General features: G+C 36.2%; 17 protein-coding genes and 1 tRNA gene. 4 read left to right on the forward strand and 14 right to left on the reverse strand.

The features are described 5' to 3' along the window. Positions 1-9: 9 nt before the first annotated feature. The 4 genes from CBF37_RS02840 to rpoN all read right to left on the reverse strand — a co-directional run bounded on the left by CBF37_RS02840 (position 10) and on the right by rpoN (position 4,906). Complete coding sequence (locus CBF37_RS02840; RefSeq protein ID WP_125983202.1) at positions 10-1,197, reverse strand: phosphoglycerate kinase; 1,188 nt, start codon at positions 1,195-1,197, stop codon at positions 10-12. A 104-nt stretch (positions 1,198-1,301) separates the two neighbouring features. Beyond that, complete coding sequence (gene gap, locus CBF37_RS02845; protein WP_125983203.1) at positions 1,302-2,306, reverse strand: type I glyceraldehyde-3-phosphate dehydrogenase; 1,005 nt, start codon at positions 2,304-2,306, stop codon at positions 1,302-1,304. Positions 2,307-2,349: 43 nt separating this feature from the next. Then, positions 2,350-3,387 carry a sugar-binding transcriptional regulator gene (locus tag CBF37_RS02850; protein ID WP_125983204.1) on the reverse strand — a complete coding sequence of 346 codons (1,038 nt, stop codon included), beginning with the start codon at positions 3,385-3,387 and terminating at the stop codon, positions 2,350-2,352. Positions 3,388-3,571: 184 nt separating this feature from the next. Next, positions 3,572-4,906 carry an RNA polymerase factor sigma-54 gene (gene rpoN, locus CBF37_RS02855; RefSeq protein WP_125983205.1) on the reverse strand — a complete coding sequence of 445 codons (1,335 nt, stop codon included), beginning with the start codon at positions 4,904-4,906 and terminating at the stop codon, positions 3,572-3,574. A gap of 63 nt (positions 4,907-4,969) precedes the next feature. On the opposite strand from rpoN, the gene CBF37_RS02860 reads away from it, so the two are divergent. From CBF37_RS02860 to CBF37_RS02870, 3 genes are all read left to right on the forward strand, one after another. Continuing rightward, positions 4,970-5,041: transfer RNA gene (locus tag CBF37_RS02860), tRNA-Arg, on the forward strand. A gap of 181 nt (positions 5,042-5,222) precedes the next feature. After that, entirely contained in the window at positions 5,223-5,819 is a 597-nt protein-coding gene (gene clpP / locus CBF37_RS02865; RefSeq protein WP_125983206.1) for an ATP-dependent Clp endopeptidase proteolytic subunit ClpP, read from the forward strand. 23 nt (positions 5,820-5,842) lie between these two features. Next, a complete protein-coding gene (locus CBF37_RS02870) occupies positions 5,843-6,361 on the forward strand; it encodes a thioredoxin domain-containing protein (protein ID WP_165866613.1) in 519 nt (172 codons plus the stop codon). Between the two features lie 76 nt (positions 6,362-6,437). Here the strand turns inward: CBF37_RS02870 and CBF37_RS02875 are convergent, their stop codons facing one another. The 10 genes from CBF37_RS02875 to uvrB form a co-directional block, all read right to left on the reverse strand. Beyond that, on the reverse strand, positions 6,438-7,643 hold the full coding sequence (locus CBF37_RS02875; RefSeq protein ID WP_125983208.1) for a dihydrolipoamide acetyltransferase family protein: 1,206 nt from the start codon (positions 7,641-7,643) through the stop codon (positions 6,438-6,440). 16 nt (positions 7,644-7,659) lie between these two features. After that, a complete protein-coding gene (locus CBF37_RS02880) occupies positions 7,660-8,682 on the reverse strand; it encodes an alpha-ketoacid dehydrogenase subunit beta (protein WP_125983209.1) in 1,023 nt (340 codons plus the stop codon). Between the two features lie 28 nt (positions 8,683-8,710). Beyond that, complete coding sequence (locus tag CBF37_RS02885) at positions 8,711-9,679, reverse strand: thiamine pyrophosphate-dependent dehydrogenase E1 component subunit alpha (protein ID WP_125983210.1); 969 nt, start codon at positions 9,677-9,679, stop codon at positions 8,711-8,713. 19 nt (positions 9,680-9,698) lie between these two features. Next, on the reverse strand, positions 9,699-11,030 hold the full coding sequence (lpdA, locus tag CBF37_RS02890; protein ID WP_125983211.1) for a dihydrolipoyl dehydrogenase: 1,332 nt from the start codon (positions 11,028-11,030) through the stop codon (positions 9,699-9,701). Positions 11,031-11,256: 226 nt separating this feature from the next. Beyond that, entirely contained in the window at positions 11,257-13,068 is a 1,812-nt protein-coding gene (locus tag CBF37_RS02895) for a sigma-54-dependent Fis family transcriptional regulator (RefSeq protein ID WP_125983212.1), read from the reverse strand. Between the two features lie 97 nt (positions 13,069-13,165). Next, on the reverse strand, positions 13,166-14,092 hold the full coding sequence (gene whiA, locus CBF37_RS02900; protein WP_125983213.1) for a DNA-binding protein WhiA: 927 nt from the start codon (positions 14,090-14,092) through the stop codon (positions 13,166-13,168). 20 nt (positions 14,093-14,112) lie between these two features. Next, the gene (locus CBF37_RS02905) at positions 14,113-15,105 is read right to left on the reverse strand and encodes a gluconeogenesis factor YvcK family protein (protein ID WP_125983214.1); all 993 of its coding nucleotides are present in this window, start codon (positions 15,103-15,105) and stop codon (positions 14,113-14,115) included. Next, positions 15,102-15,998: an RNase adapter RapZ gene (gene rapZ / locus CBF37_RS02910; RefSeq protein WP_276309126.1), complete on the reverse strand. Its 897-nt coding sequence runs from the start codon at positions 15,996-15,998 to the stop codon at positions 15,102-15,104. The genes CBF37_RS02905 and rapZ overlap by 4 nt, the downstream gene beginning before the upstream one ends. A gap of 118 nt (positions 15,999-16,116) precedes the next feature. Beyond that, positions 16,117-18,936 (reverse strand): excinuclease ABC subunit UvrA, encoded by a 2,820-nt coding sequence (uvrA, locus tag CBF37_RS02915; RefSeq protein WP_125983216.1) that lies wholly within the window; start codon positions 18,934-18,936, stop codon positions 16,117-16,119. An 8-nt stretch (positions 18,937-18,944) separates the two neighbouring features. Further along, the gene (gene uvrB / locus CBF37_RS02920; protein ID WP_125983217.1) at positions 18,945-20,939 is read right to left on the reverse strand and encodes an excinuclease ABC subunit UvrB; all 1,995 of its coding nucleotides are present in this window, start codon (positions 20,937-20,939) and stop codon (positions 18,945-18,947) included. A gap of 165 nt (positions 20,940-21,104) precedes the next feature. On the opposite strand from uvrB, the gene CBF37_RS02925 reads away from it, so the two are divergent. Continuing rightward, positions 21,105-22,442 (forward strand): C1 family peptidase, encoded by a 1,338-nt coding sequence (locus CBF37_RS02925; protein ID WP_125983218.1) that lies wholly within the window; start codon positions 21,105-21,107, stop codon positions 22,440-22,442. Positions 22,443-22,619: the final 177 nt, after the last annotated feature.

Consider the following 22,619-nt stretch of genomic DNA (forward strand, 5'->3'; position numbering starts at 1 on the left):
GTTTCGTTTTTATTTATCAGAAATAGCTTCAACGCCTGGTAATTTCTTACCTTCTAAGTATTCTAGAGAAGCGCCGCCACCTGTTGAAATATGAGTGAATTTATCAGCAAAGCCTAATTGGATAGCTGCTGCTGCTGAGTCGCCGCCGCCAATAATAGTTGTTGCATCTTTTAAGTTAGCGATAGCTTCACAGACGCCAATTGTTCCTTTAGCGAATGTTGGTAATTCAAAAACGCCCATTGGTCCGTTCCATACGACTGTTTTAGCACCTTGTAACTCTTCAGTAAATAATTTCACGGATTTAGGACCAATATCTAGTCCTTCTAAATCAGCTGGAATGTCCATTTCATGAATTGAAGTTGGTGCATCGTTATCAAAATCAGGCGCACAAACTGTATCAATTGGTAAAACAATTTTACCGTTTGCTTTAATTAATAATTCTTTAGCTAAATCAACTTTGTCTTTTTCACAAATTGATTTACCGATGTTACGTCCTTGTGCTGCGTAGAAAGTATAAGTCATCCCACCACCGATAAGGATTTTATCCGCTTTATCGATTAAGTTTTCGATTACACCAATCTTATCTGAAACTTTAGCACCACCTAAAATAGCAACAAACGGACGTTGTGGATGCTCAACCACACCGCCAATAAACTTAATTTCTTTTTCCATCAAATATCCTGCTGCAGATGGTAGCTGTGAAGCAATACCTACGTTAGAAGCATGCGCACGGTGAGCTGTACCAAATGCATCATTGACAAATACATCACCTAATGATGCCCAATATTTACCTAACTCTGGATCATTTCCACTTTCTTTTTTACCATCAATATCTTCAAAACGAGTATTTTCAACAACTAACACATCGCCGTCTTTCATATTGTCGATTGAATCTTCTAATTGTTTACCACGAGTTTCAGGAACAAATGTTACTGGTTTGTTTAATAGTTCAGATAGACGTTCAGCAACTGGTTTTAAAGATTTTCCTTCTTTATCTTCTTCAGTCTTTACGCGACCTAAGTGAGAGAATAAAATAGCTTTTCCGCCATTATCGATAATGTATTTGATAGTAGGTAATGCCGCTACGATACGGTTATCATTTGTAATTACGCCATCTTTAACTGGCACATTAAAGTCAACACGTACTAAGACTTTTTTATCTCTTACATCTAAATCTTCTACAGTTCTTTTTGCCATGTTCCATGACCTCCTAAAATTTAAAAAATAACATAAAAAAGCGAGGAAGCGTGACTGCTTCCCCGCTTCGATTAGTTTTCATCAATTAACAAGTGGTTAGTTGATTAAGCTAATTTTGCAAAATATTCTAAAGTACGAACTAATTGAGAAGTGTATGACATTTCATTATCATACCAAGCAACAGTTTTAACTAATTGTTTGTCACCAACAGTCATTACTTTTGTTTGAGTTGCATCAAATAATGATCCAAAGTTAATTCCTACGATATCAGAAGAAACGATTTCGTCTTCAGTATATCCGTATGATTCATTAGCAGCTTTAGCCATAACAGCATTAACTTCTGCAACGTCAACTTTTTTGTCTAAAACAGTTACTAATTCAGTTAATGATCCAGTTGGAACTGGAACACGTTGAGCAGCACCATCTAATTTTCCATTTAATTCAGGAATTACTAAACCGATAGCTTTTGCAGCACCAGTTGTGTTAGGTACGATGTTTGCAGCAGCTGCACGGGCACGACGGAAGTCGCCTTTAGGATGTGGTCCATCTAAAGTCATTTGATCTCCAGTATAAGCATGGATAGTAGTCATTAAACCTTCAACGATACCAAAGTTTTTGTTTAATGCATCTGCCATTGGTGCAAGACAGTTAGTTGTACATGAAGCACCAGAAATAACTGTTTCTTTACCAGTTAATGTTTCATGGTTTGTGTTATACACGATAGTTGGTACATCATTACCACCAGGAGCAGAAATAACAACACGTTTTGCGCCACCTTTTAAGTGTAATTCTGCTTTTTCTTTAGAAGTGAAGAAACCAGTACATTCTAATACGATATCTACTCCTAATTCTTTCCAAGGTAATTCAGCTGGATTTGAGTTAGCCGTAACTTTAACATCTTTACCATTTACTTTGAAGTATCCGTCGTGAACTTCAACTTCACCGTCGAAACGTCCTTGAGTTGTATCATATTTTAGTAAATGAGCTAACATTTTTGCATCTGTTAAGTCATTAATTGCTACTACTTCTAATCCTTCAACATCTTGAATACGGCGGAATGCTAAACGTCCGATACGTCCAAAACCATTAATACCTACTTTAACTGTCATGTGAGATTTCCTCCTTTAGAAAATCGAAAAAATTTATTTTATTTTAAAGGGTTTCCCCTTTTAAAATCTGATTAGCCGCTCCTTCGTCAGTTAACAACCAAGTCTGTGCAGGAGCATTTTTGATGTATGCTTGAATTGCTTTAGCTTTGTGCTTACCGCCAGCCACTGCAACAACATACGGAATATGTTTGAGGTCTTTTAATTGCAGACCAATGCGAGGAATTTTATAAACGACATCCCCGTCTTCATTAAAGAAATAACCAAATGATTCAGCCACCGCATTTTTATTTTTCAACATGCTTAATTCTTCGGCTGCCATTCCTCTTCTTTTAGCCATTCGTAATGCTTGCCCAATACTATGAACTACACAATTGGCTTTTTCAATCAAATGCAGCACACGTTGAACCGTTGGCTCTTGAAGCAATATCTCATAAGTTTCATGACTAACTTGTTCCGGAACATAGAGAACCTTAAAATCTCCACCGGTTTTTTCAGCCATCATGCCACTAATTGAATTAGCTTGAATATTAATCGTTTCACCAACACCGCCTCGTGCTGGAACAAATAGATTATGACGTCTAGGCGTCTCCAACTCTTGCATGTTTTTCGCAACAGTCTCCATTGTTGTACCACCCATTACAGCAATAACATTGTCACCATTTGGTAATTGGCTTCCTAAAACATCAGTTAAGACCGAACCGAAATGTTCAAGAACTTTTATTTCTTTATCACTATCGCCCGGAATAATCAAGCAATGTTCTATATTTAATAATTCAGCTAATTTTCTTTCTTTTTTTCGCATTCCTGAATGACTTTCCATAAACGATTCAAGTCCTCGATAAACACTCAGCCCATCGTCTGTTAAAGCCATTCCGCTTTTAGACACATCTATCAAATTTTGTTGCTTTAAAAACTCGGTCTCTGTACGTAAACTTCGTTCAGTGACATTGATTTTCATTGACAACGTCCGCCTTCCAACGGGCTGCATCCAATAAATATTCCTTAATATACGGAATCTTTCTTCAACGACTTGGATAATATCAGGTGCAATGCGCTCTATCATTTCTATATCACGATCCATCACAATCCCCTATCCATGGTCGTTTTGCGTCCAACGTAGACTTTCTACGACCCAAGCATTTTAAAAAGAAAAGAGTGAAACAAAACAAATTTAAATAAAATGTTTCAAATCAACTCTACATGTACATAATAGCAGTAAAATATAATAAATTCAAGTAATTTTACTGAAAAAAACCATATATCTATTAATTATTTTTTTCATATCGCTTTCTTTTTGATGAACTTGGTATTCCTAATTCATCTCGATATTTTGCAACGGTTCGTCTTGATAGTAGAATATCTTGGCTTTTTAATAATTCTACAATTTTTTGGTCAGATAACGGTTTTGTTTTATCTTCTTGTTCCACTACTGCCTGTACTCTTTGTTTAGCAGTATCTGTTGAAATATTGTCATCACCAGACTTTGTCGCCAGTCTTGTCGTAAAAAATGTTTTTAGTTCAAACGTACCAAAAGCTGTCTGCATATATTTACCATTAACACTTCGGCTGACAGTTGATTCATGGATATCTAATTCTTTTGCAATATCTTTCATAAGCAATGGTTTGATTGGTCTAGTTTGATCAGTAAAAAATTGTGTCTGATATTTAACAATAGTCTGCGCAATACGCAAGATTGTATCGCCTCGATAAACAACACCCTTCTTGATCCACTCAAATTCTCTTTTTCGATCATTCAGATACGAAGTTACTTCACTATCTCCCTTTGCAATCATTCGATTGAAATATGTCTGCTGAAATTCAATTGAAGGCGTTCCTCTTTTAGTCGACCGAATAACTAAGTCACCATCTATTTCATTCACAACAACATCAGGAATGATATATGCATCATTTATCGAACCAAATACTGCTCCAGGGAATGGATTTAACCGCTGGATATAGTCAAAGACTTTTTGTACCTCATACGCAGGAATCACAAGCTCTTTTTCAATAATAGACCATTTACGCGAAGCCAATTCCTCAAAGAACTCTTCAAGAATAAAGTAAGCTAATTCAGGTGCTGTATTGTCCCTTTCTGTTTGCAACATTAAACATTCTTGTAAATTTCTTGCTCCTACTCCCGCAGGTTCCAGCATCTGTAAAAGCCTCAATGCATCAAGCATTTCAATATAATTTGCACCACTTTGATCCATTGCTTCCTCCATAGTGATAGTTAAATACCCATTACTATCAATATACTCTACAAGATACAACGTTAATTGGCGCAGATAAGTGTCGCGGTAATTTAAATGAATCTGGTTAATAACATGTTCAAACAAAGAACCTGTTTCATTAGGAAGCTGATTCATCCATTCTTGATGTTTATTTTCACCATTATAACTTGTTGCCGCATTGCTTTCCGAATAGTCATCTGTTTGTGCCGTAACTTCAATTAAAGGATTTTCCAAAGCTTTATTTTCTAAGAAAGAAAGCAAGTCTGGCGTATTTAATTGCAGCATTTTTATCGACTGTTGCATTTGTTGGCTCATCATCAGTTTTTGAGATTGTTTCTGCTGCTGAGAAATATGTTGTTCAAATCGCATCGTGGCCATCCTTTCAATATTGTCTTGCTATTTTTTTATAGTCTGATAAAATAATAGAGTATTGCGTCCTTAGTGTAGTGGATATCACACAAGATTCCGGTTCTTGAGACAGGGGTTCGATTCCCTTAGGACGCGTCATAAGCCATTATAACATATCAAAAGACAAGACATTCACTCTGTGTTCTTGTCTTTTTATTTTTAATTCAATTTAATTGACCTTTATTGACCAATAGAGTAAACTCTTTATTAGGTGCTAGTTTTTTTTTATGTTAAAATTAATTATATTATGTACCAATTATTTTAGGAGGAATGTTACATGAACCTTATACCTACAGTTATTGAGCAATCGTCTCGTGGCGAACGTGCTTATGACATTTACTCAAGACTATTAAAAGATCGAATCATTATGTTAAGCGGACCAATCGATGATAATGTGGCAAATTCTGTTATCGCACAATTACTATTTCTAGATGCTCAAGATCCTGAAAAAGATATTTATCTCTACATTAATTCTCCTGGGGGGAGTGTATCAGCGGGTCTAGCTATTTATGATACGATGAATTTCATAAAATCTGATGTTCAAACAATTGTACTTGGAATGGCTGCTTCAATGGGTAGTTTCTTATTATCTTCTGGTACAAAAGGCAAACGATTTGCTTTACCAAATTCAGAAATTATGATTCATCAGCCTTTAGGAGGAGCTCAAGGACAGGCCACTGAAATTGAAATTGCTGCTCGTCACATTTTAAAAACTCGTGAAAAATTAAATAATATATTGGCTAAAAATACTGGACAACCAATCGAAGTTATCGAAAAAGATACAGACAGAGATAACTATATGTCAGCTGAAGATGCTAAAAAATATGGTCTAATCGACGATGTTATGGAAAATAGTACAAGCCTAAGCAAATAATTAAATGAAAGAGGCGTATGAATATGGGAATGACTGAAGTAGATACAACCAAAGTAGATAACAATCTAGGTATTATTTATGGAAGTGACAGCGCGCCTGTTACTATAATTGAATATATCAATTTACGTTGTCCGTATTGCAAACAATGGTGGGATGAAAGAAGTCCGTTAATTGATAAATACGTGGCAGAGGGTAAGGTTAAACAAGTAATCAAACTCTTTGATAAGGAAAAAGAATCCTTACAACGTGGTAATGTCATGCACCAGTATGTTCCAAACAATATGACAGCTAAAGAAGCTATCGCTAAAATCTATGATACACAAGACCAATGGGGAGATTTAAGTTTAGATGGTGTCGCTGAATTTGCAGTAAACAAATTAGGGCTTGATAGACAACCTGAAACTGAAAGTATGACAAAAAAAATTGCTGAAGAGTGTAAAGAAAACGGAGTGTTTTTCATTCCGACAATGGTTATTAATGATCATGTTTTTGATCAAAAAATCTCTGATGAAGACTTAGTCTCTTTGTTAGAAAAAAAATAGTTTACTATATTTAAAAAGGTCGCAAAAGCTATCATCTTTTGCGACCTTTTTCTATATTTTTTCCATATACTAATTTTTAAACTATTAAGGCATATGGATTTTCTAAATAATAAACAATATTTGCTAAGAATTCTGCCGCAGGTGTTCCATCAATCACTTGATGGTCAAACGTCAGACTTAATGGCAATTCCGTAATCTCAGTCAATTCTCCATCGTTTGTCATTGTCAATTTATTATTTGATGATCCGATACCCAAAATGCCAATTTCAGGTGTATTTAAAATTGGTGTAAAGTACTCGACACCCAAATTACCAAGATTTGTTATTGTAAATGTTGAGCCAGTATATAAATCACTTGGTAATGTTCCATCAACAGCTTTTGCTGTAACATCACTGAAATCATTGCCAATTTGAGTTAATGATTTATAATGCACGTCATTAAGAACCGGAACTACTAACCCATCATCTACAGATACAGCTACACCAATATTCACCTTATCAACAACTGTTAATTCTTTTCCATCATACCAAGCATTCATCTCTGGGTGGTCAACCAATGCTAATGCTGCAGCTTTAATAATTAGTGTGTTGATACTTAGCGCTTGGCGCTTAACTGAATCTCCAGCCTTTTCTTTTAATTCTTTTTTGAATAATAATAAATCTGTAATATCTGCTTTACGTTGAATTGTTAACTGAGCCGTTTGTTGTAAACTCTGATGCATGCGTTGAGCTATCACTTTACGCATACCAGTTAATCCGTCACCTGATGATACGGCTGCGGTTATTTCCTTTACTGCTGCCGGTACAAATCGATTGACATCCAAGCGAGTGATTCGTCCATTTCCACCTGTCCCAACAATATCAGCTAAATCATATCCTTTTTCCTTTGCAATTTTTCTGGCTAATGGTGTTGCAAAAATTCTATTATTTGAGTTCTCATTAGGAATAACTGGTGCCTTTTCTTTTTTTTCTGCAACCGTTGAAGCAGGAGTGGATACAACTTCAGCAACTGGTTGACTGCTGTTTGTGTCAGAAACAATTTCTCCAGCCTCGCCAACGTATCCGATTGGCGCTTTACAGGCTGCTTCACCGCCAGCCTCAACAGAAATTTTTAATAAAACTCCGTTAATCGGTGATTCAACATCATGTGTTAATTTTTCAGAACTGATTGATACAACTGCTTCACCCTTTGCTACCTTATCGCCTACTTGTTTATACCATTGATCAACTGTTCCCTCTGTCATGGTCAATCCAAGTGTCGGCATGATTAATTCTTCTGCCATTATTATTCACCTACCTTTATTTTAAGTCATCTATTAATTCTGCAGCTTCTGCGAGTACTTTATCTTTATTCGGTAAATACAAAGCTTCTAAATTACTTGCAAACGGAACTGGTGTGTTTGGTGCACAAACAGTTTTAATTGGACCATCCAAGTAATCAAATGCTTTATTTCCGACAACTGATGCAATATCCGTTGCAGTATTGTTATGCGGATTAGCCTCATCGATAACGATTAATCGTCCTGTTTTCTTAACAGATTCAATAATCGTTTCTTGATCCCAAGGAGCTACTGTGATTAAATCAATCACTTCTACTGACACATTAGACTTAGCTAGCTCTTCTGCGACATCTAATGCAACGTAAAGCATTTTGCCGATTGTCACGATTGTTAAATCAGATCCCTCACGTTTTACTTTTGCTTTACCGATTTCAACTTTATAGTATTCTTCTGGTACTTCACCTTTAATACCATAAAGTGTCTTATCTTCTGAAAAAATCACAACATTATCATCTTCAATAGCAGAAAGTAATAAACCTTTAGCATCATAAGGATTAGATGGTACAACAACTTTCATTCCTGGAATAGAACCAAAAATTCCATAATAAGAACCAGAGTGCTGTGCTGCCGCTGAAGCCCCTGCACCGTGTGTTGTTCTTACTGTCATCGGAATAGATGCTTTCCCGCCAAACATATACTGCATTTTAGATCCTTGCGTCAGCAAAGTATCAAAACAAAATCCAATGAAATCATTAAACATTAATTCGGGAACAGGACGCAGACCTGTTGCAGCCGCTCCAACAGACGCTCCCATATATCCCATCTCAGAAATCGGGGTATCAATCACTCGTTCCCGACCGTGTTTTTCTACTAATCCTTTAGTAACACCAAATACTCCGCCCCATGCTCCTTCACCGTCAAGATGATCAACTAAAGCGCCACCTGCAATATCTTCTCCAAGTAAAATGACACGATCATCACGTTCCATTGCTATATCTAAACCTTCATTAATTGCCTGCATAAATGTTGCTGTTCTAGTCATTCTAAATCACTCCTTTTCTGTTTCTTTTTTAATATGATACATCTTCGTAAAGTGCTTCTGGATTTGGTTGTGGGCTTTCTTGAGCAAACTTCACAGCTGCTTCCACATCAGCAATCGATTGATTTTCAATCTCATCTGCTTTTTTAACACTCAGCCATTTATTCTTAATAGCTTCATCTCTAAAATGAGAGATATTATCAAATTCCCGTAATTCTTTTTCAAAATCACCATGATCACCTTTATATTTTTGTTCGTCACCTTCGAAATGTCCATAATTACGATACGTTACACATTCAATCAATGTTGGTCCTTCACCGTTACGAGCACGATCAATTGCTTTGCCCGCTGCTTCATACACTGCTACTAAATCTTTACCATCAACACGTTCTCCTGGAATTCCGTATGCTGCACTGCGTTCCGCAATTGTTTTTGATCCTGATGAATACCATTGAGGTGTAGCTTCTGCAAAATGGTTATTCTCACAAACAAAGACAACTGGTAAATCCCATATAGCTGCCATATTTATACCTTCATGGAAAGTCCCCTCATTCGCAGCACCGTCACCAAAGAAACAAATCGCAACATCATCCGTTTTTAAATATTTATTTCTTAAACCCGCACCAACTGCAATCGGAAAGCCGCCACCAACCATACCATTAGCCCCTAACATTCCTTTGCCAACATCTGCAATATGCATAGAACCCCCCTTACCTTTATTTAAACCAGTTGCTTTACCAAAAATTTCTGCCATCATACCATTTAAATCGCAACCTTTTGCGATGCAATGCCCATGACCTCTATGCGTTGAAGTAATATAGTCTTTATCTGTTAAATGAGCACAAACACCTGTTGCAACAGCTTCTTCTCCTGCATATAAATGAACAAATCCTGGAATTTCACCTCGAGTAAAAATACGATGTACCTCATCCTCAAAATTACGAATGTCATGCATTGTCTGATAAATCCACTCTGCTTTTTGTTTTGTCATCTTTTCCATGGTAATTCCTCCTTAATTTTTATAACATACCGTTAGCTAACTCACCCATCATTTCCGACAATGTAGGATGTGCAAACGTCATTTTTTCTATTTCTTCTAAGCAGCCCTCTGAGTTCTTCACTGCTAGCAGTGTATGAATTAACTCTGTCGCATTTTCTCCCACAATAACAGCACCAAGTATTTCATGATATTTATGCTCAGAAATAATTTTAATAAAACCTTCTGTTGCATTTCCTGAAATAGCTCGTCCGTTTGATGAATAAGGAATTTGCGAAACAAGTACATCATATCCTTGTAACTTTGCTTCTTCTTCTGATAGACCAAAACTTGCTATTTCAGGATGAGTATAAACACATCTTGGTATATCTTTATTTTTTAATGAATCTTCTTTTTTGCCAAACATGTGGCGTACTGCCTTAACTCCTTCTTTACTAGCTGCATGTGCCAACATATAACTATCAATAATATCGCCTACTGCATAAATTGTTGCTATTGATGTTTGATAAAAACGGTTAACATCAACAAACCGTTGATTCTCGGTCAGTTCAAGTGATAAAGCTTTAGGTAAAGTCAAATCAGCATGTCGTCCTGTCACTACAAGAAGTTCATCATGTGAAATAGTCTGATCAGCTAGTACAATACTGCTCTTTTGAACTTTTTTTATTACAGCTGCTTCAATTACATTTACTTGTTTTTTTGTCAGCTTTTGTTTAATCAGTTCTCTAGCACTAGGATCCTCTGTCGCTAAAATATCTGAGGCTGCTTCAATTATAGTTACACTCACTCCTAATGGTGCCATTGCAAATGCTAACTCTATACCTATTACTCCCCCACCGATTATTGTCAATTTTTTCGGTAAAGACTCTAAGGAAAAGAAAGTATCTGTTGTGAGAAAATGTTGTTCTGACAATCCGTCAATTGGTGGAACAAAAGGACTGCTGCCTGTTGCCAATAATACAAATTCTGTTTCATATATCTGTTGGTTAACTTTAATTTGTTTTGGACTGATAATCTCAGCCTCTCCTTCAATAAAATCTATTTTATTTTGTTTGAACAAATAATTAATCCCTTGCTGCAATTGACTGACAACTGCATTTTTTCGTGAAACAAGTTTAGAAAAATCAATTGATGATACTGTTGAATTGATACCAAATAAATCAGCTTCTGCAAACTGCTCTATCCAACTAGCATGTTTTAAATAAGCTTTTGAAGGAATACATCCAACATTTAGACATGTCCCACCGATTAAGTTTTTTTCAATAACTGCAACATGTTTACCAAGCTTGGCCGCCTCTACAGCTGCCACATAACCGCCAGGACCTGCACCGATAATTATTAAATCATATGACATCTTTTCACCTTCCTTTTTATTCTGTCACTTTCTTATAAGCAACTATCATGCCAGAATTAAAAATTCTCTTAATGAAAGGGTTTTCAAATTATTGATAATAATAAACGAGACAATTTAGGACATTTTTGTTGCAACAGTTATTTTTGGGTTTTTCACAAAAAAAACACACTTAACATAGTATTCGTAAAGAAATATGTTAAGTGTGTTTTTATAAATTTAGATATGTTTAAAAAACAATATGGTATTTATCAATTTTTCGATACAATGTGCTTCTTGCCATATTTAATTGTTTAGCAGTCTTAGTAATATGATAATTATTTTCTTTTAGTACAAACTCGATTTGGCTTTTCTCAGAAACTATCGCCCGATCGATATCTAAAAGCTGTTCGTTTTGGAGTTCTCTTACAGCACCTTGCAGCATAAGCTGCTGTATTTGAAATTTGCTTGGCTCGGTTATCGGATAAAACAAATGCACACGTTCTAAAAAGTTCATGAATTCCCGAATATTGCCCGGCCAATGGTAATTTAAGGCTTCTTCAAGTAAAAGTGATTTCCACTTAGGCGTCCACTTATTTTTTTTACAAAAATGCTCTATTAATACTTCAATATCTTCGGGGCGCTCCCTTAATGCTGGCAGTGTTAAAGGCAATACATAAATTCTATAAAATAAATCTTCTCGAAACTTTCCAGCTGCTACTAATTCTTTTAGATTTTTATTACTTGCTGTCACAAGTCGAAAATTCACTGTATAAAAATCGGTTGAGCCAACCGGATGCACTATTTTTTCTTCCAATACACGAAGTAAAGCTACTTGCATTCTTGATGACATACTGTCTATTTCATCAAGAAATAATGTGCCACCATCTGCTTGTCTAATTTTACCTTGATACCCTGCTTTACTGGCACCCGTAAATGCCCCGGAAGCATAACCGAAAAGTTCGCTTTCTAGAAGCGAATCATTGAATGCACCACAATTTAAGGTTATTAGTGGGGCATTTTTTACAAGACTATTGTAATGTATCGTTTTTGCCGATACCTCTTTTCCACTCCCAGTTTCGCCATAAATATGAATCGGTAATTTTGATTCTGCTGATTTTAACAATTGACTAAGATATTTTTGGTATTTCACATTTTTTGAATGTATACCAAAAGATACATACTCTTTTGCTGCTAAATGATTTGTCAACAATATCTGATAGAAATAACCAACAATAGTATCTTCGTTTTTTAAAGGTGTCACAGAATAGTCGCCTACTAATTTCATCTTTTGTTCGAAACTTGAGCTCTTTTTCATGTACCACTCGCTGATTTTTTGATCCCAATCATCAGATATTGAGATAATTTCTCTTTTTTCATTACAAATCATCCCACTGATATATTCAGTTTTTAAACAATCTTTTAACTTACTCTCTTGATTCTTTTGTTCCTTTATTAATAATTTGTCGTGAATATTTTTGGCAGTCATTTCTAGTGCCAGCAAAGTTAGTGAACTATCCTCTTGATTTTCTGGCGTAGATACATTCAAGCATGCAATTATATCATTTTTTTCATCAATAATCGGTACTGCTTGACAAGTAAACGGATGAGATGCGCGCGAAAAATGTTCATACTCTGTAACAATCGATGACTCTCCTGTCCGTAAGCTAATACCTATAGCATTTGTCCCAACAGCTTTTTCAGTCCAAACACTGCCATTATAAAACCGAATATTATTTGCCAACGTTTTCGTTTCATGATGACCGTCACGCCATACAATAACACCATTTTGATCAGTTAAAATAAAAATTGGTTTTGCCACTCTAAAATAATCCTGATATCGATTTACTTCATATTTGACCAACTCAATAATATGAGCTAAATCATGTCTTACATTATTAAGACGATTTAATGAAATTCGTTCAATACCTTCCTCTGCGTACGGGTTTACATTATTATTTAAGCAATACTTCCATGAATCTGCAACTTGAAAAGATATATCAATTTTATCTAATTGATTATAATTTACATAGTTTAACCATGTATCCTTTGTTACTCTCATAATAGCCCCCCATTTCTATTAATTTCATTATATCAGGTTTTTAAATAAACTAAATAATCTCTCTACTTTTTTATAGTAGAGAGATTACTCAAGTATTTTAAACATTTAAATTTTCAGCAAATTCATTAATTTTACGCATTCGATGATTTATTCCAGATTTTGAAATCGGTCCTGAAGGAAGCATTTCACCTAACTCTTTCAAACTAATTTCAGGATGTTCCACACGCAGCACGGCAACTTCTCTTAATTTATCTGGTAAAGCATCCAAACCGGCAGTTTTTTCAATTAATTCAATATTTTCTATTTGACGTTTGGCTGCATCTGCTGTTTTATTCATATTAGCATTTTCACAATTCATTAAACGATTCACTGAATTCCTTAAGTCTCGAACAATTCTTACATCTTCAAATTTCAGCATCGCATTGGTTGCGCCAATTAAAACTAAAAAATCAGCAATTTCCTCTGCACCTTTTAAGTAAGTGATAAACCCATTACGCCTCTCTGAAATCCGACCGTTTAATCCATAGAATTTCAACATGTCGCATAGATCAAGGCACTGGTCTTCATACATTGAATAAATTTCAAGATGATAACGACTTGTTTCTGGATTATTGACTGAACCGCCTGCTAAAAATGCACCACGTAAATAAGAACGCATCTTCTGCTCATTTCCCATAATTGAGGGGCTTACACGTGTATTAAACATTAAATGATCCATAATCTCCAAATCAGTTAACACATACTGCGTTTCTTGTTTTAAGCGGACAATATAAACATTATTCTTTTTTAATTTCATTTTACGACGAACTAACAGCTCACTGTTTACTTGATAATGATCTTTCAACAATGTATAAATCCGTCTCGCTATTGCGGCATTTTCAGTTTGGATATTTAAAACAAACTGACGGTTTACCAGCGTCACTGCACCATTCATACGAATTAAGGCGGCTAATTCAGCCTTGGCATGCTCTTTATGAACTTCAAGTGTGGTCAGTTCTTTTTTTACATCGGATGCAAAAGACATCACTGACTCGCTCCCTTACTTTAATATTTTGCTCCAAAAACTAAACGAAAAATTTCATCAACAACTTTATCACCATCATGAAAAACTCCGCCATCACGTAACTCTAAGAAGTCCGCAGAAATAACGCGACAGCCTTCTTCTCTCAATCCTTGAAAATCATGGCTGACTTGTACGAGATATTCATCATATATATCAAAATCCATATATCCATCAGGAATCGGTTCAGTATTGACTAAAACAGTATCAACAAATTTTGTTTTAAGTTGACGATGAAGAACTTTGATATGGTCAGCATCAGAAAATTGTTCGGTCTCACCTTTTTGAGTCATTATATTACATATATACACAACTTCTGCTGGACTATTAATAATAGCCTCTCCTAGTTTAGGTATCATCAGATTTGGTAGAATGCTCGTATACAAGCTGCCAGGACCAAGTACTATCATATCTGCATTTTCAATAGCCGAAACAACTTTTCGAGAAGGTTCAACTGGTTCATTATTTGCAGAATTAGTCACATAAACATAATCAATATTTTTACGTGCTTTCGCTATCGATGATTCTCCTGACATTGTTGTACCATCATCAAATTTAGCATGCAACGTCAACGATTGTTCTGCGGCCGGATAAATGTGACCGGACACATGCATAAATTTTGCTAAAAGTTGAATTGCTTCGTATGTACTATTTCTCATTTCTGAAAGCGCAGCAATAATTAAATTACCGATAGTATGATTAGCAAGAAAATCATCTTCTTTTTTAAATCGGTATTGAAAAATATCTTCCACAAGTTGTGGCATATCAGACAACGACACTAAAACATTTCTTAGATCACCTGGCGGACTCATCTTAACACTTTCTAACAATTGACCGCTGCTGCCACCATCATCTGCTACTGTAACAATTGCTGTAATATCAGCACTTTGATTACGTAGTGCTTTAAGGATAACCGGCAACCCTGTTCCACCACCGATAACAACAATCTTTGGTTTTCGAATTCGATATGTCTTCATGAGCGATTGACCGTTTCTTTCCGCTTACCAATATCTCGATGGGTTATATTGGTGACATAATCTTGAGAAATTCGTTTACCTAATCGCTCGGTCAACGCAACCGAACGATGTTGGCCACCGGTACACCCTATCGCAATTGTTAAACTCATTTTTCCTTCATTAATATATCCTGGCAAAATACTTAAAATAAGCTCTTCATATTTCTGATAAAAATCTTCTGTCATATCTGAAGCCATCACGTAATCATATACTGGTTTATCTTTTCCTGTTAATGGACGTAATTCAGGTACATAATGTGGATTTGGTAAAAATCGAACGTCCATAACAATATCTGCATCTATCGGCAACCCATATTTAAATCCAAAAGACACCATTTGGACACGGAAAGTCGATTCAACCGTCGCTGTAAAACTTGTCATTATTTTTTCACGCAATTGTCTCGGTGCTAAATTAGTCGTATCAATCACTAGCTGGGACTCTGCTTTTAATTCTTTTAATAATTCACGTTCTTTTTGAATACCCTCCGTGACTAATCCATCCATTGCTAGAGGATGTGAACGACGAGTCTCCTTATATCTTGAAACAAGTTCCTTATCTGAAGCATCTAAAAACATAATCGTCGTATCAACTAATTTGGTATTTTCTAATTCAATCAGCATGCTCTGAATTTCTTCAAAAAAAGCACGTGAGCGCAAGTCAATCACTAAAGCGATTTTTGTGATTTTTCCAGATTCTTTAATAAGTTCCCAAAATTTAGGTATTAAACTTGGAGGCAAGTTATCAATACAGAAAAATCCCATATCTTCAAAGCTTTGAATCGCTACTGTTTTTCCAGCACCGCTCATTCCAGTGATAATTACAAGCTGCAGACTATCTATTTTTTTTTCTGACACTGTCATCACTCCTTCTACATTAACTTAATTATTATAACATACCCGGCGTGTCATGAATACATGTATCTTTTTTCTAAAGTAAAAAAGCATAAGCGTTTTAAGCTTATGCCTTTTGATTTTATTTCATTACATCTTTTAAATACTGCCCGGTAAAACTTTCCTGAACTTGACAGACTTCTTCAGGAGTACCAATTGTAACAATTGTACCTCCGCCGTCACCGCCTTCCGGACCAAGATCAATGATATGATCAGCAGTTTTAATCACATCTAAATTATGCTCAATCACTAAAACTGTATTACCGGCATCAACTAGACGATTTAACACTTGCAGTAACCGACTAATGTCATCCGCATGCAAACCTGTAGTTGGTTCATCAAGTATGTAAAAATTTTTCCCGGTCGAACGCTTATGCAATTCGCTAGCTAATTTCATCCGTTGTGCTTCACCACCAGATAAAGTTGTCGCAGATTGTCCTAACTTAACATAGCCCAATCCCACATCAACAATTGTCTGCAATTTTCGATTTATTTTAGGAATAGCTTGAAAAAAAGGAACCGCTTCTTCTACTCGCATTTCTAAAATATCAGCGATGTTTTTACCTTTATATTTCACTTCTAACGTTTCCGAATTATATCTTTTACCATGACAAACTTCACATGGAACGTAAACATCCGGCAAGAAGTGCATTTCAATTTTAATAATTCCGTCACCCTTACATGATTCGCAGCGTCCGCCTTTTACGTTAAAACTAAATCGGCCTTTTTTATACCCACGAATTTTAGCTTCATTAGTCTGAGCGAATAAATCACGCATATCATCGAAAACACTCGTATAGGTTGCAGGGTTACTGCGAGGTGTACGTCCAATCGGACTTTGATCAATATCAATAATTTTTTCAATTGATTCATAACCTTTAATTGATTTAAACTTCCCAGGCTTTTGTGAATTTTTGTTAATTTTTTGTGCGAGAGCTCTTTTTAATATTGAATTAACTAATGTACTTTTTCCAGAACCAGAGACACCAGTAACTGCAATAAATTCTCCTAGTGGAAATGCGACATCAATATTTTTCAGATTATTCTCATTAGCACCTTTAATCTTAATTGATTCCCCGTTTCCTTTACGTCTTTCTTTCGGCACTGGAATCGATTTCTTACCAGAAAGATATTGCCCCGTCAAAGAATCAGGGTTTTCTTCAACTTCTCTTGGTGTCCCACAAGCCATTATTTTACCGCCGTGATCTCCAGCCCCTGGACCTATGTCTATAAGATAATCTGCTGCCTTCATCGTATCTTCATCATGCTCTACGACAACCAACGTGTTACCCAAATCACGCATTTTTTTTAATGATTCAATTAAGCGGTTATTATCTCGTTGATGCAAACCAATAGATGGTTCATCTAGAATGTAAAGAACTCCAGATAGATTCGACCCAATTTGTGTCGCTAAACGAATTCTTTGTGCTTCTCCTCCTGACAAAGTACCTGAGGAACGACTTAACGTCAAATAACTTAATCCGACATTATTTAAAAAACTGAGTCGATCGTTTATTTCCTTAAGAATTGGCTTTGCAATCGTCATCTCCTGTTCGGATAAATGCAGCTTTTCAAAATAAGCAACTGAATCTTTAATAGACAGATTACTCAATTCACCAATATGATGATGATCTACTTTTACCGATAGTGCCTGCCGATTTAATCGATAACCATGACATGTTTCACATGTCAATTCAGTCATATACAAACGCATTTGATCACGTGTATAGTCACTATTAGTTTCATGATAGCGTCGCTTGATATTAGTCACAACTCCTTCAAAAGGAATGTCTACATCGCGCACACCACCAAATTCATTCTGATAATGGAAATGAAAGAGCTCTCCCTTAGAACCATACAAAACTAAATTTTGCTGTTCTTTAGGTAACTGCTCAAAAGGAGTATCAAAATCAATCCCGAATGCGCCGCATGCTTGTTCCAGCATTTGTGGATAATAATTAGAACTGATTGGATTCCACGGAATGAGTGCGCCTTCGCGTAAAGTAATACTCGCATCCGGAATCACCAAATCAACATCAACTTCCAACTTTATACTTAAACCATCACAATCTGGACAAGCACCAAAAGGCGTATTAAATGAGAATAATCTCGGTTCAATTTCACCTACCGTAAATCCACAATACGGACAAGCGTAATGCTCGCTAAACAGTATTTCATCTCCGTCAACCACATCAACAACAGCGTAACCATCAGCTAAATGCAACGCAACTTCAAAAGAATCGAACAGTCGAGAACGAATGCCCTCTTTGACAACTATCCGGTCGATGACAATGGCAATGTCATGTTTTTTATTTTTCTCAAGTTCTGGTAATTCGGATATATCATACATGTCGCCATCTACCCTAACTCTTACGAACCCTTCTTTTTTTATCATATCAAACACTTTTTTATGCTGACCTTTTTTTGCAGTGACAACAGGCGCAAGAATTTGAATTTTTGTTCTTTCGGGTAATTCTAATACACGATTAACCATCTGCTCTGGAGATTGGCTTTGAATCGGTGTCCCATCGTTAGGACAAATCGGGTGACCAACGCGCGCAAACAGCAAACGTAAATAATCATTGATTTCCGTGACCGTTCCTACTGTTGAACGTGGATTTTTACTCGTTGTTTTTTGATCAATGGAGATTGCGGGACTTAATCCTTCAATACTATCGACATCAGGCTTATCCATTTGGCCTAAAAATTGCCTTGCATATGCCGACAAACTTTCAACATATCTTCTTTGACCTTCAGCATAGAGCGTATCAAATGCTAACGAACTCTTACCCGATCCGGATAGTCCTGTTACAACAACTAATTTATCACGAGGAATAGTCACATCAATATCTTTTAAATTGTTCTCGCGTGCGCCTTTAATAATTATTTTATCATTTGCCATTCAACTACCTACTTTCCTGATTTCAACTCAAGTATTGTGTCCCGCAATGTCGCAGCTTTTTCAAAATCTAATTCTTTTGCAGCCTGTTTCATTTCCTGCTCCATTGTTAAAATCGTAGCTTCTTTTTCTTCACGCGACATTTCCTGATATGTTTTACTCAAATCATACGTTTCATCTTCTTCAGCCACTTTAACTGAACTGATTAAATCACGCACCTCTTTAATAATTGTTTTAGGCTCAATGCCATGTGCTTTATTATATGATTCTTGAATAGCACGTCTTCTCTCTGTTTCACTAATAGCACGATTCATCGAATCAGTCATGTTATTGGCATACATAATAACCTTACCTTCAGAGTTTCTTGCAGCACGTCCAATCGTTTGGACAAGTGAACGTTCACTACGAAGAAAACCTTCTTTATCAGCATCTAATATCGCAACTAAAGAGACTTCCGGTACATCCAATCCTTCACGTAATAAGTTAATACCAATTAATACATCAAACTTGCCTAGTCTTAATTCGCGAATAATTTCTGTTCGTTGCAATGTTTTAATATCACTATGCAGATATTTAACTTTCATACCTAGTTCCTTCAAATAATCCGTTAAATCTTCGGACATTTTTTTCGTCAACGTGGTCACAAAAACTCGTTCGTCACGATCAACTCGTAAGTTTATTTCTCCCACTAAATCGTCTATCTGCCCCATAATCGGCCGAACTTCTATCGTCGGATCAAGTAAACCAGTCGGTCTGATTATTTGCTCGACAACTTTATCGGTTTGTTCCAATTCATATGGACCCGGTGTTGCCGACACGTAGACAATTTGATTGACATGTTCCTCAAATTCTTCAAGTTTTAATGGACGATTATCTAAAGCACTCGGCAGCCTGAAACCATAGTCAACCAACATCTGTTTTCTCGCACGGTCGCCGTTATACATTCCGCGAATCTGCGGCATAGTTACGTGTGATTCATCAACAACAATCATAAAATCATCCGGGAAAAAATCAAGCAGTGTATAAGGTGCTTCGCCTGGTTTGCGTCCATCCATATGACGCGAATAATTCTCAATGCCAGAGCAATATCCCATTTCCCGCATCATTTCAATATCATAATTAGTCCGCTGTTCTAGACGCTGTGCTTCTAGCAATTTATTATCTTCTCGCAATTCTTTTAATCTTGCCTCTAATTCCGCCTGAATATTTTTAATTGCTACCTCTAAATGCTCCTCATTTGTAACAAAGTGAGTTGCTGGAAATATAGCAACATGTTCCCGGTCCGCAATTACTTCGCCTGTCAACGCATCAACCTCTCGGATTCGGTCAATTTCATCACCGAAAAACTCAATTCGCAATGCGTGATCATCTCTAGAGGCCGGGAAAATCTCAACAACATCACCTCGAACACGAAAGCGTCCACGTTGGAAGTCAATGTCATTCCTATCGAATTGTATATCCACTAAATTTCTTAAAAGCTGATCTCTGCTAAGTTCAGATCCAACCCTCAATGAAACCACTTGATTTTGATATTCATTAGGATCACCCAAACCATATATACATGAAACTGATGCAACAACAATCACATCGTTTCTTTCCAGCAAGGCACTAGTCGCGGAGTGACGCAGTTGATCAATCTCATCATTGATACTGGCATCTTTTTCAATGTACGTATCACTAGATGGAACGTAAGCCTCTGGTTGGTAATAGTCATAGTAACTAACAAAATATTCAACGGCATTATTTGGAAAGAATTCTTTAAATTCGCTATACAATTGCCCCGCTAACGTTTTGTTATGTGCGATAACTAATGTTGGCTTTGTCACTTCTTTGATGACATTCGACACTGTAAATGTCTTACCCGAACCCGTTACTCCAAGCAGAATTTGTGCTTTTTCATCATTATCTATGTTTGTAACTAAAGTATCAATTGCCTTTGGCTGGTCCCCAGCCGGAGCATATTTCGAAACCAATTCAAACGGATGATTAATCTCTTTTGTTATCATCTAGTTACCTCTTTTCCTGTTTTCTCACACTCTAACATTTTACCATAGCGAACATATTTTCGCCACGACAGATGCTTCTGATTTTACCTTATTTTTTTATTTTACACCTATATTTTTTCTGTAAAAAGAGTAGAATAGAATTAAGAACTAAGAAAGGGTGTTTACATGAGTAAAGAAATTACATTAGATCAGATTCAAACCTATGATAAAAACTTTCAAGCAAAACGCTGCCGTCGTAATGGACAACGAGCTATCATGAAAAACGGAATTCTTGCGGCATCTGCCGATATACAAGCGCAAATAGATAATACTCCAGTTTTTTCTATTGATTTAGATACAGGTAAGGTTGCTAACCAAAAACAAAGCGGACGTTGCTGGATGTTTGCTGCTTTAAATACATTCCGTCATCCGATTGAAAAAGATCGCCATATGAAGTTTTTCGAGTTGTCTCAAAATTACACATTCTTTTGGGATAAGTTTGAGAAAGCCAACTATTTCTATGAAAATATTTTAAATACTGCTTCTGAACCTTTGACAAGTCGTAAAGTAGCTTTCTTACTTCAAACACCGCAACAAGACGGTGGTCAATGGGACATGATGGTTGCTATTATCCAAAAATACGGTATCGTACCAAAAGAAATTATGCCTGAATCTTTTAACAGTTCAACGAGTCGTGAATTAAACACATATTTAAATAAGAAACTACGTAAAGATGCTGTTTCTTTACGTAAGATGGTCTCTGAAGGTACTAGCGAAAATGATATTGCTGCAGCAAAAAATGATATGCTTAACAGCATCTACAGTCTTTTATGCAGTACACTAGGCACTCCACCAAAAACATTTGACTTTTCTTATCGTGATGACAATAAAGAATTCCATAGTTTCCATGATTTAACACCGCATTCTTTCTACGATAAATTTATTGGACAAGATTTATCTGATTACGTCAGCATTATCAATGCTCCAACAGCAGATAAACCTTACAATCAAATGTATACTGTAGACATGTTGGGTTCAGTTGTTGGCGGTAAAGAAGTAAGACACTTAAACGTTGATATTAAAACATTTAAAGATTTAGCTATTTCTCAATTAAAGACCGGAGAAGCTGTCTGGTATGGCTGTGATGTCGGTCAATCATCAACACGCGACACTGGTATCATGGCTTTAAACACTTACAATGTTAATGATACATTGGGTATTAACTTTGACATGACCAAGGCTGAACGGTTAGATTTTGGTGAAAGTCTGATGACTCATGCTATGGTTTTAACCGGTGTGAATTTGGTTGATGACAAACCAACTAAATGGAAAGTCGAAAACAGCTGGGGCGATAAAGTTGGAACAAAAGGCTACTTTGTTATGAGTGATGACTGGTTAGACGAATATACCTACCAAATCGTTGTCAACAAACGTTTCTTATCTGAAGAATTGAGGAAAATTGTTGAAGCTGATGATGTCACTGTATTAAGTCCTTGGGATCCAATGGGTGCTTTAGCAAAATAATAACACATCTTTGCGGTTACTCGTCTTCGATAATTTATCGGAAACAACGAGTAATCGCTTTTTTTAATTTTCATTCAGCATCAGTTTTACTTGACCATTTATTTATCCAAGTCAACAGAGACATATGAGAATCTTTTTCTCATGATTCCTTGGGCAATGGTAGCATTATTCAGAATT

This window comes from Vagococcus vulneris, assembly GCF_003950515.1.
GTDB lineage: Bacteria > Bacillota > Bacilli > Lactobacillales > Vagococcaceae > Vagococcus > Vagococcus vulneris.